Origin of the sequence: Flavobacterium piscinae, from assembly GCF_004122145.1 — a bacterium.
In the GTDB taxonomy this organism is placed as follows: Bacteria; Bacteroidota; Bacteroidia; order Flavobacteriales; family Flavobacteriaceae; genus Flavobacterium; species Flavobacterium piscinae.
In genome coordinates this window covers 83,269-96,412 of record NZ_SBKQ01000001.1, presented here as the reverse complement: position 1 = coordinate 96,412, position 13,144 = coordinate 83,269, and the positions used below count along the sequence as shown (strand labels likewise).

At 35.8% G+C, this 13,144-nt stretch carries 9 protein-coding genes; 5 read left to right on the top strand and 4 right to left on the bottom strand.

What is annotated here, in order from left to right; genetic code table 11:
- Window positions 1-50 precede the first annotated feature (50 nt).
- The gene (odhB, locus tag EQG68_RS00325; RefSeq protein ID WP_129463038.1) at window positions 51-1,277 is read right to left on the bottom strand and encodes a 2-oxoglutarate dehydrogenase complex dihydrolipoyllysine-residue succinyltransferase; all 1,227 of its coding nucleotides are present in this window, start codon (window positions 1,275-1,277) and stop codon (window positions 51-53) included.
- 79 nt (window positions 1,278-1,356) lie between these two features.
- Window positions 1,357-4,128, bottom strand: coding sequence for a 2-oxoglutarate dehydrogenase E1 component (locus EQG68_RS00320; RefSeq protein ID WP_129462797.1), 2,772 nt, complete (start codon window positions 4,126-4,128; stop codon window positions 1,357-1,359).
- Window positions 4,129-4,246: 118 nt separating this feature from the next.
- On the opposite strand from EQG68_RS00320, the gene EQG68_RS00315 reads away from it, so the two are divergent.
- Entirely contained in the window at window positions 4,247-4,792 is a 546-nt protein-coding gene (locus EQG68_RS00315) for a hypothetical protein (RefSeq protein WP_129462796.1), read from the top strand.
- On the opposite strand, the gene EQG68_RS00310 is transcribed toward EQG68_RS00315, so the two are convergent.
- Window positions 4,776-5,126 carry a hypothetical protein gene (locus EQG68_RS00310; RefSeq protein ID WP_129462795.1) on the bottom strand — a complete coding sequence of 117 codons (351 nt, stop codon included), beginning with the start codon at window positions 5,124-5,126 and terminating at the stop codon, window positions 4,776-4,778. The two genes, EQG68_RS00315 and EQG68_RS00310, sit on opposite strands and share 17 nt — an antisense overlap.
- Before the next feature lie 190 nt (window positions 5,127-5,316).
- The gene (locus EQG68_RS00305; RefSeq protein ID WP_129462794.1) at window positions 5,317-6,291 is read right to left on the bottom strand and encodes a polyprenyl synthetase family protein; all 975 of its coding nucleotides are present in this window, start codon (window positions 6,289-6,291) and stop codon (window positions 5,317-5,319) included.
- Between the two features lie 184 nt (window positions 6,292-6,475).
- On the opposite strand from EQG68_RS00305, the gene EQG68_RS00300 reads away from it, so the two are divergent.
- The 4 genes from EQG68_RS00300 to EQG68_RS00285 are packed head-to-tail and all read left to right on the top strand — an operon-like array spanning window position 6,476 to window position 13,123.
- Window positions 6,476-7,075, top strand: coding sequence for a TetR/AcrR family transcriptional regulator (locus EQG68_RS00300; protein WP_129462793.1), 600 nt, complete (start codon window positions 6,476-6,478; stop codon window positions 7,073-7,075).
- Between the two features lie 15 nt (window positions 7,076-7,090).
- Entirely contained in the window at window positions 7,091-8,431 is a 1,341-nt protein-coding gene (locus EQG68_RS00295; RefSeq protein ID WP_129462792.1) for a TolC family protein, read from the top strand.
- 26 nt (window positions 8,432-8,457) lie between these two features.
- Complete coding sequence (locus tag EQG68_RS00290) at window positions 8,458-9,624, top strand: efflux RND transporter periplasmic adaptor subunit (RefSeq protein ID WP_129462791.1); 1,167 nt, start codon at window positions 8,458-8,460, stop codon at window positions 9,622-9,624.
- Between the two features lie 25 nt (window positions 9,625-9,649).
- Window positions 9,650-13,123, top strand: a complete 3,474-nt coding sequence (locus tag EQG68_RS00285; protein ID WP_129462790.1) for an efflux RND transporter permease subunit — start codon at window positions 9,650-9,652, stop codon at window positions 13,121-13,123.
- Window positions 13,124-13,144 lie beyond the last annotated feature (21 nt).

Below are 13,144 nucleotides of genomic sequence, written 5' to 3'. Positions count from 1 at the left end.
ATCCCGATTAGAATTTCTAACCGGGATTTTATTTTTTATTGAAATGATTACTACAGTTCCAATGCTTTTTTAGCGTTTCCACCCATCAAATGTTCTACAGGGTTTTCTAATGCTTCTTTTACAGCTACTAAGAAACCAACTGATTCTCTTCCGTCGATGATTCTGTGGTCGTAGGACAAAGCAACATACATCACCGGAGCAATTACGATTTGGCCGTTTCTTACAATCGGTCTTTCCACTACATTGTGCATTCCAAGAATTCCGGATTGTGGTGGGTTGATAATTGGAGTAGATAACATGCTCCCGAAAACTCCACCATTTGAAATGGTAAATGTTCCACCCGTCATTTCGTCTACCGTAATTTGTCCATCACGGGCACGTAAAGCCAGTCTTTTAATTTCAGCTTCTACCCCTCTAAAAGAAAGAGTTTCTGCATTTCGCATTACCGGAACCATTAATCCTTTTGGCCCGGAAACGGCAACTGAAATATCACAGAAATCATACGAAATCTTCTCTTGACCGTCAATCATAGAATTGACATCCGGATACAACTGCAATGCTCTTGTCACCGCTTTGGTGAAAAACGACATAAATCCTAATCCTAATCCGTGTTTTTCTTTAAAAGCATCTTTAAATTCTGCACGTAAATCGTAAATGGCAGTCATGTCCACTTCATTAAAAGTAGTTAACATCGCCGTTTCATTTTTAGCCGAAACCAATCGCTCAGCTACTTTACGTCGTAACATTGATAATTTAGTTCTCTCTGAACCACGGTTCCCACCGGTGGGTGTACCCATTGAAGGAACAGCGTTCATCGCATCTTCTTTGGTTATTCTTCCTCCTTTTCCTGTTCCAACAATATCGGAAGGTTGAATGTTTTTTTCGTCTAATATTTTACGAGCTGCCGGCGAAGGAGCTTGCGTAGCATAGGTTTTTTCAGGTGCTGGTGCTACTTTTGGAGCTTCAACTTTTACTTCCGCTTTAGGTGTTTCAGCAGCTGGTTTTGCTTCGGCTTTTGGAGCATCACCACTTGGTTTTGCAGCTGAAGTATCGATTAAACAAACGACTGCTCCAACGGCTACGGCGTCACCTTCTTCTGCTTTTAGGGTGATGGTTCCGCTGGCTTCGGCAGGTAATTCCAATGTGGCTTTATCTGAATCAACCTCAGCAATGGCTTGATCTTTTTCAACATAATCGCCGTCTTTAACTAACCAAGTTGCGATTTCTACTTCTTTTATAGATTCTCCCGGAGAGGGAACTTTCATTTCTAAAATCATATCTAATATTGGTTTAAAAGTTTCAGGTTTCAAGTTTCAGGTTTTTGTTTACTTGAAACCTGAAACTTGAAACAAATTTTTATCTAAATAAATTTTTGTCAAATACCATTCTGATTGCATCGGCGTGGCGTCTTCTGTCTCTGGTGTGACTTCCTGCGGCTGGAGCTGCATAGGCTTTTAACGAAGCCAATCGCCATTTAACCAAGTCAAAATTCATTAACATAAAACTGTAAGCTCCCATGTTTTTTGGTTCTTCTTGTGCCCAAACATAATCATCTGCGTTAGGATATTTTGCGATTATTTCTTTTAATTGCTCGATTGGCAACGGAAACAATTGTTCAATTCTTACCAAAGCTACATCATTTCTGCCTAAGTTTTCTCTTTCGGCTAAAATATCGTAGTAAAATTTTCCGGTACAAAATACGAGAGTTTTTACTTTCTTTTTGTCAACCGAATTGTCGTCAATGGTTTCTTGGAAACTTCCATTGTATAGTTCTTCTTTGGTAGATATACATAAGGGATGACGCAACAAACTTTTTGGTGAAAACACGATTAAAGGCTTACGGAACTTGGTTTTCATTTGTCTTCTCAACAAGTGAAAAAAGTTTGCCGGTGTGGTACAATCGGCTACATACATGTTGTGACGGGCACAAAGTTGCAAGTAGCGTTCCATTCTGGCAGAAGAATGCTCGGCACCTTGACCTTCGTAACCATGCGGCAATAAAAGCACAATCCCATTTTGGTTGTTCCATTTGTCTTCGCCACAGGAAATGTATTGGTCAATCATAATTTGGGCACCGTTAGAGAAATCACCAAATTGTGCTTCCCAAATGGTTAGTGCGTTTGGATTGGCTAAGGCATATCCGTAATCGAAACCTAAAACACCATATTCAGAAAGGAACGAGTTGAACACGTTGAACTTTCCTTTTTTATCTTTTAATCCGTTTAATAAGATGACTTCTTCTTCGCTGTCTTCCACTTTTACAACGGCATGACGGTGGGAGAATGTTCCTCTTTCTACGTCTTGACCGGAAATTCGAACGTCGTAGCCTTCCATTAACAATGTACCATAAGCTAAAGTCTCGGCAGTTCCCCAATCAATAGCATCATTGTCGTACATCGTTTTTCTGTCGGTAACAATTTTGCTGATTTTATTGATGAATTTTTTATCCGACGGCAAAGTTGAAATGGATTCTGCAATCACATCCAATTTCTTTTTGTCAAAGGTAGTTTTGACTTTTTTCAACATTTCATCGTCTGAAACTTGTACAAAACCTTTCCATTCATCCTGCATAAAGGGAGTGATGATTGTCAATTCTTTTTTGCGGGAAGCTTCTAAATTTTGGTCTAATTTAGCTTTATAATCGCTTTCGATTTTATTGATGTAGGCTTGGTCAACAATTCCATCAACAATTAACTTTTCAGCATAAATGTCTCTCGGATTTCTATGCTTTGCGATAATTTTATATAAAACAGGTTGGGTAAAACGAGGTTCATCCCCTTCGTTGTGACCGTATTTTCTGTAACCTAACAAATCAATAAACACATCACGACCAAATGTCATTCTGAAATCTAAGGCAAAAAGCATGGCATGCACTACAGCTTCGGTATCGTCTGCATTGACATGCAAAACCGGTGAAAGCGTTACTTTGGCTACATCCGTACAATAAATAGATGAACGAGCATCAAGGTAATTCGTTGTAAACCCAACTTGGTTATTAATTACCAAATGGATTGTTCCTCCGGTTTTATAACCGTCTAATTGGGACATTTGAATGATTTCATAAACAATTCCTTGTCCGGCCACAGCGGCATCTCCGTGAACGGCGATTGGCAAAACTTTTGAGAAATCGTTAGGGAAATATTTGTCTTGTTTTGCTCTGGTAATTCCTTCTATCACCGCACCAACCGTTTCTAAGTGAGAAGGGTTTGGAGCCAAATTAATGTTGATGTTTTTACCTGATTTTGTTTTTCTGTCAGCGGTTAATCCTAAATGGTATTTTACATCACCGTCAAAATATTCTTTATCGTAATCTTTTCCGTCAAATTCGGAGAAAATGTCTTGTGTTGGTTTGCCAAAAATGTTGGCTAAGATGTTCAAACGACCTCGGTGAGCCATTCCCATCACAAATTGTTCTACTCCTTTTTCAGCTGCCGATTCAATTAAGGCATCTAAAGCAGGAATAATGCTCTCGCCTCCTTCTAAAGAAAAACGTTTTTGGCCTACGTATTTTGTATGTAAGAAGTTTTCGAACGAAACGGCTTCGTTTAATTTATTTAATATATGTTTTTTCTGATCAACGTTAAAATTTGGTAAGTTATCATTGATGTTTAAACGTCTTTGAATCCACTCGATGACTTCCGGCTTACGGATATACATGTATTCAATTCCGATGGATTGACAATAGACATTCTCTAAATGTATAATAATTTCACGCAATGGTTTTGGTTCGTGCCCCAATACTTTTGCAGCATCAAAAACGGTATCTAAATCAGAGGATGCTAATCCAAAATTTTCGATTGCCAATGTGGGGACATACACTCTTCGCTCACGAACAGGATTGGTTTTGGTAAATAAATGTCCTCGCGTTCGGTAAGCATCAATTAATTTAAGAACATTAAACTCTTTTTGTAATTTATCCGAAACGAGACTAAAGTCTTGATTTCCTGCAGAAAAATCCGCCAATTGTGAAACGGCTTCATTGTCATTTGCCGATTCCAGACCAAAATCGAAACCTTGAAAGAAGGCTCTCCAGCTGGGTTCAACGCTATCCGGATTAACGGTATATTGTTCATATAAATCGGCAAAAAATTGAGTGTGTGCAGCGTTTAAAAAGGAAAACCTATCCATAATTAGTAGTAATAAACCTTATTTGTTAAAAATAGTTTTGCAAAAGTACAATAATTGCCATAATCTTTCATTTATTTTTGCATACTTTTATGTTTTAAATTGCTAAAAAGATATAGATATGAAAAACGCTGAAAAACTTCCCATTTTAATTTTCCTATTGGTATTTATTTTTGGTATGGAAAACTCGATTGCACAGTCTGAACAATCCGTTTCAGCGACTCAAAAAAGTGAGTTTTGGTCAAAGGTTCGTTTTGGAGGTGGATTTGGCTTAGCCCTAGGAAACAATTATACTGATATTACACTCGCACCCGGAGCAATTTATGACTTTAATCAGTACATTAGTTTAGGTTTTGGAATTCAAGGAAGTTATGTGAAACAAAAGAATTTTTTTGAATCCTATATTTATGGTGCCAGTATGATAGTTTTGGGTAATCCTATTCCTGAAATACAGCTCTCGGCTGAATTAGAACAATTGCGTGTAAACACTACTTATGAAAACAATTTCAATTCTGTAAAAGACAATTTTTGGAACACCGGACTGTTTTTAGGAGCCGGTTATCAAACGAATAATGTAACAATTGGTTTGCGTTATAATGTGCTACACAATGATAATCGAAATGTGTATTCGGAGGCTTGGATGCCGTTTGTTAGAGTTTATTTCTAAACCAAACCTTCTGCCATTCTCTTTTTAAAATTAAAAAAGCCACCTCTCCTGCCAATTCTGAAATGTCATCTCCGTTGAGTTTTTTGACTTCATCTTCGGAAACATCGATGATATAGAGTAAATTCAAATATTCGGCAAATTTGTATTGAATGAGTCGATACACTTTTTCATGCAATTGAATTTTTAATTCGTTTGGCGATGTGCTTAACGGAAAATCAACCGGTTCGTTGGCAAAATTGAAATCTTTGTTGAGTTGTTCAATGAGTTTGAGGTACAGATTTTCTTTTTCTGCTTCCGTTAAAAGATGATCGGTTGAAGTTGGAATGGGATACATTGGATTAGCGATTGTTGATTTTTGATTGTTGATTTTTAATAGAACACTGATTGGAAAGATTGAATGGATGTTCGCTGATTTTTTTGTTCGCAGGCGAAAATGGATTTGAAAGGATTTTATTCTATATACTTTTCTTTTATATCAACTCAAAAAGCCAAAAACTTGAAACCTGAAACTTATAACTTGCCATTTAAACATCTCTCTTCATCAACTTCTCACCAAACGTTCTCAAAACCATCTTTTTTTCTTCGCCAATTTGCATTTTGGTTAAGGTTTCGAAGGCTTTCATTGTATAATCTTCTATCGCTTTTTGCGTAGCTTTTGATGCACCGGTTTGATTGAAAAATTCTTTTACGGATTCAATTTTGTCGGAATTATCATTCGGTTGAATGGAATATAAATGCAATAATTGTTCTCGTTCTTCTGCTTTGGCAAACTCCATTGCTTTAAGGTAAAGATACGTTTTTTTGTTTTCGATAATATCACCACCCACTTGTTTTCCAAATGTTTCAGGATTACCAAAACAGTCTAAATAATCATCTTGCAATTGAAAAGCGATACCTAAATTCAATCCGAAATCATAAATTAAATTGGCATTTTCATCGGAAGTTTCGGCAATAATGGCTCCCATTTTCATCGCGGCCCCAACCAAAACAGCGGTTTTATATTCAATCATTTTTAAATATTCAGAAATGGAAACATCATCCCGTGTTTCAAAATCAACGTCATATTGCTGCCCTTCACAGACTTCTAAGGCAGTTTTACTGAATAATTTGGCTAATTCGCGAAAAATACTTGGTTCATAACTTTCAAAATATTGATAAGCCAGTATCAACATGGCATCTCCTGATAAAATTCCGGTATTTAAATTCCATTTTTCATGCACGGTTTCTTTTCCTCTGCGTAAAGGAGCGTCATCCATGATGTCATCATGAACCAAAGAGAAATTATGAAAAACTTCCACCGCTGTAGCCGCAGAAAGTGCATTTTTAAAATCAGCATCAAAAATTTCAGTTGAAAGTAAAGTTAAAACCGGACGCATTCTTTTTCCGCCTAAACGCAAAATATAGTCGATGGGTTCGTATAAATTTTTAGGCTCTTTTAAAATTTTTTCATTTTCTAAATGAACCAGAAAATGTTCTTGGTAAACCGCAATTGAATGCATTGAATAAAATTTTTAGTTTAATGGAATACAAAGAAAACCAAAAAAAGCGTAACCCCGAAATTTATCAGAAGACTCAAAAGCAAATCAAATGTTAAATAAATGTAAATACTTTGGAAACTATTTTGGTGTTAAAAGTTTCCGTTATACTTTTGCTGCGAATTTTAGTCATAAAAATCAAATTATAATGCAAGAACAAATTATTGAAAAAGCAACTGAAATGTATTTAACACTTGGTTTTAAAAGTGTGACAATGGATGACATTGCCAATGAAATGGGAATTTCAAAAAAAACAATTTACCAACATTTTTCCAATAAAAATGATTTGGTTGAAGCAGTAACCATGCAAATGTTTGAAACTATCTCATGTGGAATTGATCAGATATGCCAGCCGGATAAAAATGCGATTGAAGAATTGTTTGAAATTAAAGACTTTGTTTTACATAAATTAAAGGATGAAAAAGCTTCGCCTATTTTTCAGTTGCAAAAATATTTTCCAAAAATCTACAAAACTTTACATGGGAAAGAATATTGTAAAATGCAAGATTGCGTTGTAACCAATCTCAAAAAAGGAGTTGAAACGGGTCTTTATCGACCGGGAATTGACATTGAATTCATCAGTAAAATATACTATTCCTGTGTTCATGCTTTAAAAGATAAAAATGTCTTTTCAGATGAATCATACAACTTTAGGATGATGGAAGAATTATACCTCGACTATCATGTGCGTGCAATTTCAACCACCAAAGGACTCCAAGTTTTAGAAAAAATAACTAATAAATCATAATCATCAATCTATACTATGAAGAAATTATCACTCTTCCTCTTGTTCGCTTGTTTAGGTATGCAGGCACAAGAAACTAAAAAAAGCTATTCATTTTCGCTTCAGCAGGCGATTGAACATGCTTTACAATATAATTATGCGGCCAAAAATTCCGGTTTAGATATCGAAGCGGCCAAGAAGAAAAAATGGGAAACCACCGCCACCGGTCTGCCTCAAATTAATGCGGGATTGGATTATCAAAATAACTTTGTAATTCAACAGTCTGTGATTCCCGGTGCTTTTATACCTGATAGCGAAGAAGAGTTTGTAACTGTACCTTTTGGAACAAAGCATTCGATGGTGGCACGTTCAACTTTAAGCCAACTCATTTTTGATGGTTCTTATATTGTAGCACTACAAGCTTCAAAAACGTATTTGCAATACTTTGAAAGTTCCAAAAAGAAAACTGATTTGGAAGTGCGTGAAATGATTATTAATTCCTATGGAAATGTATTGTTAGCTGAGGAAAATATTTCTATACTCGAAAAAAACAAAGCAACATTGGAAAAAACATTATTTGATACCGAACAAACGTTTAAAAACGGTTTGATTGAGGAAGAAAATGTTGAACAATTAAAAATTACACTTTCCAGCATTAACAGTAGTTTGAATTATACCAAACGTCTAAAAGACATTTCTTATAATATGCTGAAAATTAATTTAGGAATTGAATTGGAAGAGGAACTATCATTAACTGACAAATTAGAAAACCTAACAACTTCTAATTTAGATATGGCATTAACCGGTTCATCGTTTGAGGTGAAAAACAATATTGATTATGCTCTTTCTACCAATTTTGTAGAACAACGAACGTTGGAAATGAAATTGGAAAAAAGTAAATTTTTACCCTCACTCTCCGCCAATGTCAATTTTGGTTACAATGCTTTTGGCGATCAATTTCAGTTTTTTACCCCCAATCAAAGGTGGTTAAACTACTCTAACTTAGGTGTAAGTTTGAACGTACCAATATTTAGTAGTTTTGGAAAAACAGCCAAGGTTCAACAAGCAAAAATCGCCTTAGAACAAGCCCAAACTCAATTGACAGAAACCGAACAACGTTTGAAACTGCAATACCAAAACGCTAAAAGTGATTATGAATACAGTGTTGAACAGTATTTCAGTTCCAAAGAAAATTTATTATTAGCAGAGCGAATTGAACGAAAACAACAAGTAAAATTTACAGAAGGTCTTTCCACCAGTTTTGACTTTACAGATGCTCAACGTCAATTATATTCAGCTCAACAAAGCTATCTACAATCAATGATAGACGTTGTAAACAAAAAAGCAGCTTTAGAAAAAGCAATCGGACAAACAAATTAAATCAATCAAAAATCAATATATACATTATGAAAAAAAATCTATACTTAGCTGCACTTTCACTTCTACTCCTATCTTGCTCAGGCGGAAACAAAGAAGTAAACGTTGATGAAGTTGTAAAATCGAAAGATTTAAACCAAATCAAATCATCCAGAGAAATCATTCACAAAGAATATGAAAAATTAGTAGCCGAATTGGCAAAACTAGACAAAGCGATTGCCGAATTAGATCCAAACAAAAAAAATCCGTTGGTGAAAACAATTACCTTAAAAGATACGCTGTTTAACCATTACATCGAAATCCAAGGAAATGTAGAAACCAAAGAAAATATTGTTATTAGCCCGGAATATTCAGGGATTTTAACTCAATTGTATGTAAAAGCAGGTCAAAAAGTTTCAAAAGGACAACTTTTGGCCCGAATTGACGATGGCGGTATGAGTGCTCAATTAGCTCAAGCTGAAACGCAATTAGCTTTAGCTAAAACTACTTTTGAGCGTCAAAAAAATCTCTGGGACCAAAAAATTGGGTCTGAAATTCAGTTCTTACAAGCTAAAACAACGTTAGAGAGTCAACAAAAAGTGGTGGCTCAGATTAAATCACAATTAAATAAAACGAATGTTGTAGCTCCTTTCTCAGGAACAATTGACGAGGTAATCACCGAAAGAGGAAAAGTGGTTGCTCCCGGAATGGATTTATTCCGAATTGTCAATCTAAGCAATATGTATGTTACCGCAAATGTGCCGGAAAATTACATTGCTCAACTAAAATTAGGTGCAATCGTTAACGTTTATTTGAATGCTTTAGGAAAATCATACCAAGGGAAAGTTCGTCAAATTGGCAATTATATTAATCCTAACAATAGAACATTTAGTATTGAAATTGCATTGCCAAATCCGGATAATTTACTTCGCCCAAATCAGGTAGCGGTTTTAAAAATTGAAGATTACAAAAATCCGAAAGCATTATTGTTAACGGAAAATATTCTTCAAGAAACCGCAGACGGCAGTAAAATTGTATATGTCGTAAATAAAGTTGAATCAAACAACACGGCCAAAGTGAGCCAAAAGAAAATCGAAATTGGTTATACTTCCGGTTCTTTTGTTGAAGTGAAATCCGGCTTAGAATCGGGAGAAATGGTGGTTACTGATGGTGCAAAATCGTTAAAAGACGGCATCACTGTTGAAATTATCAAATAAATAAACTCATAAAACAAAACCTCTGATGAGTAATAAAATAAACAAAGAATTTGCCATATCAACATGGGCAATTAATAATAAAATGACGGTTTATGTCATTACAGCCATTCTTTTGATTGGTGGATTAATGTCATATTATTCCATGCCGAGAGAAAGTTTTCCCGAAATTATTGAAACGAAAATTTATGTGAGTTCCATTAATCCCGGAAATTCGGCTGAAGATGTTGAAAAACTGATTACCAAACCTTTAGAAGAGGAATTCAACAACATTTCGGGTGTTACTAAAATAACCTCGAATACGTTGGAAGATTATTCCATGATATTGGTTGAATTTGACGAAGATATTTCGGTTGAAGATGCTAAACAAAAGGTAAAAGACAAAGTTGACAAAGTTAAATCGGATACAGAATGGCCTACATTGGACGGCGGCGGTAAAGTAGAACCCAATGTATTTGATTTGAATATTGCGGAAGAAGTACCCATCTTAAACATCAATCTTACCGGCGATTTCACTTCAGAAAAATTAAAAGAATATGCCGAATATTTAGAAGAACGTATTGAACGTTTGCCACAAATAAAAGAAGCAGCTATTCGTGGAGCAGAAGACAAGGAAGTAGAAATTGCAGTGGATATGTACAAAATGGCCGCCGCACAAGTGAGTTTTGATGACATCATCAATAATGTTCGATTTGAAAACAAAACGGTTTCCGGTGGTAGCGTTTCTAATAATGGTATAAAAAAGAATATTCGAGTTATTGGTGAAATCAAAAAACCGGCTGACCTGGAAAACATTATTGTTAAACATCAAAACGGAAATGTCTATCTACGTGATATTGCCACGATTACATTTAAGGAAAAAGAACGCACCACTTTTGCTCGTGATTATGGAAAACCGGTGGTTATGCTCGACATCAAAAAACGTAGTGGAAAAAACATGGTGGAGGCTGTTGATGGGGTAAAAACAATTATTGAAAAGGCTCAAAATAATTTCTTTCCGGAAGGATTAACCATCACTTATGCCAATGATCAATCCACTCGAACGATTGCACAAGTGGATGACTTAGTGAACAACATCATTTTCGGGGTTATTCTGGTTATTGGTGTATTAATGTTCTTTTTAGGATTCAGAAATGCCGTTTTTGTTGGATTTGCCATTCCACTTTCGATGTTTATGTCCTATATGATTTTAGCTTCTTTCGGAATTACCCTAAACACGATGGTGCTTTTCGGACTGGTTATGGGGCTTGGGATGTTGGTAGATAATGGAATTGTGGTGGTAGAAAATGTCTACACCTTAATGAGTGAAGGAAAATCAAGAAAACAAGCTGCTATCGAAGGAATTGGTGAAATTGCGTGGCCTATCATCGCCTCAACAGCCACAACGCTTGCCGCTTTTTTCCCTCTGGGATTATGGCCGGGAACCATGGGTAAATTTATGATTTACTTCCCAATGACGCTTTCAGTGGTGTTATTTTCTTCTTTGTTTGTAGCATTGGTTATTAATGCGATGCTTACTTCCGATTTTATGAAACTGAAAGAAGAAGAAATGACCAAAAAATCCCTTATCAAATTAAGCGGATTTATAGGCGGAATTGGTTTGGTTGTGCTGATTTTAGGTTTTGTTTCAAAATCCGGTGGCTTAAAAGGATTAGGAAATCTGATGATTTTCTTTGCAATTATGCTTTGGGTATATAAGTACTACCTGATTCGTGCTCAAGATTTCTTCCAACGTATCATTTTAGTATGGTTGGAAAACAAATACCGAAACTTTTTGCAGTTTGCTCTTGGAGGTAGGAAGCCAATTGCTTTTTTAATTGGTACAGTTATTTTACTTTATGTGTCAACAGTAGCTTTAAAAATATCAGACCCTGAAACTTTGTTCTTTCCCGAAAATCAACCCAACCAAATTATGGTCTACATCGAATTCCCGGAAGGAACCGATATCAAAAAAACCAATGAATTTGTCAAAAAAATTGAAGAAAAAGTATATGCCATTGCCAACAAATATGTGGAGGATGGAGAAAATTATATGGTTGAAAGTGCCATAGGTCAAGTAGGTAATGGTTCCGGGAACCCACAAACAGATGGTGGTTCTCAAAATGATATGCCACACCGCGGAAAAGTAACCTTAACCATGCGGGAATTCAAATACCGAAAAGGCAAAAACAGTTTGGAAGTAATGGAAGAAATCCGTTCTGCTGTGCAGGGTTATGCCGGAGTTTCGGTTATTGTTGAAAAAGAACAAAACGGTCCACCGGCGGGTTATCCGGTAAACATTGAAATTTCTGGTGAAGATTACAATGCAATGCTATTGGAAGCTCAAAAGATGAAAGACTTTATCGATGCAAAAAATATAGCCGGTATCGAAGAATTAAAAATTGATGTGAACAAATTAAAACCCGGCGTTGATGTTAAAGTAGATTTAGACAAAGCCGGACAACTTGGCATCACATCCGGACAAGTAGGGCAAACGTTGCGTAGAGCGATTTTTGGTGAAAAAATATCTACCTATAAAGACGGAAAAGACGATTTTGAAATTAATGTCAGATTACCGGAAGAACAACGCAATGACAATAATTTAATATACAACCAACCCATCACGTTTAGAGACCAAGCCACAGGAAAATTGGTTCAAGTACCTATTGCATCTTTAACCAGTAAAGAAGATTCGTTTACTTTTAATACCATTAAACGTAAAAATCTAAAACGTGTAATCACTGTTTACTCAAATGTAGTGACCGGCTACAACGGAAATGAAATTGTAGAAAAAATCAAAAAAGAATTGGAAGATTATAAAATTAGTGATGACATTCAATTCTCATTCACGGGCGAGCAAGAGGAACAATCGAAAAACATGGGCTTTTTAGTAAGAGCGTTGTTAATTGCTCTTGGTGGAATTATCTTGATTTTGGTGGCTCAATTTAATTCGGTTTCCAAACCAATCATTATCATGGTTTCCGTGTTACTGAGTTTTGGTGGCGTGTTTTTTGGTATGGCAATTTTCGGCGATGATTTTGTGATCATCATGACCATGATGGGAATCATATCCTTGGCTGGAATTGTGGTGAACAATGCAATTGTGTTAATTGATTACACCCAATTGTTGATCGACCGAAAATTACACGAAAAAGGTTTAGACGAAAACGGATTATTATCCAAACAAGAATATTTAGAAGTGATTGTAGAAGGAGGTCGCTCGCGTTTGAGACCGGTATTATTAACCGCTATTACCACCGTTTTAGGATTAATCCCACTGGCAATCGGATTGAATATTGACTTTTTTAGTTTATTCATCAATTATAATCCAAATATTTACATGGGAGGTGATAACGTAATTTTCTGGGGACCATTGGCCAAAACGGTTATTTACGGATTAATTTTTGCCACTTTCCTTACCTTGGTAATTGTTCCGGTCATGTTTTTTTTATTACACAAAGGAAAAATTAAAGTCAAAAAGAAAAAGAAAAAAGAATTAGATATAAATCCACAAACAAATTAACCCATTAAACCACGTGCGAAC

Bases quoted from the DNA above. Each gene is read 5' to 3' on its own strand.
- odhB (WP_129463038.1), bottom strand. From the start codon at position 1,277: ATGATTTTAGAAATGAAAGTTCCCTCTCCGGGAGAATCTATAAAAGAA.
- EQG68_RS00320 (WP_129462797.1), bottom strand. From the start codon at position 4,128: ATGGATAGGTTTTCCTTTTTAAACGCTGCACACACTCAATTTTTTGCC.
- EQG68_RS00315 (WP_129462796.1), top strand. From the start codon at position 4,247: ATGAAAAACGCTGAAAAACTTCCCATTTTAATTTTCCTATTGGTATTT.
- EQG68_RS00310 (WP_129462795.1), bottom strand. From the start codon at position 5,126: ATGTATCCCATTCCAACTTCAACCGATCATCTTTTAACGGAAGCAGAA.
- EQG68_RS00305 (WP_129462794.1), bottom strand. From the start codon at position 6,291: ATGCATTCAATTGCGGTTTACCAAGAACATTTTCTGGTTCATTTAGAA.
- EQG68_RS00300 (WP_129462793.1), top strand. From the start codon at position 6,476: ATGCAAGAACAAATTATTGAAAAAGCAACTGAAATGTATTTAACACTT.
- EQG68_RS00295 (WP_129462792.1), top strand. From the start codon at position 7,091: ATGAAGAAATTATCACTCTTCCTCTTGTTCGCTTGTTTAGGTATGCAG.
- EQG68_RS00290 (WP_129462791.1), top strand. From the start codon at position 8,458: ATGAAAAAAAATCTATACTTAGCTGCACTTTCACTTCTACTCCTATCT.
- EQG68_RS00285 (WP_129462790.1), top strand. From the start codon at position 9,650: ATGAGTAATAAAATAAACAAAGAATTTGCCATATCAACATGGGCAATT.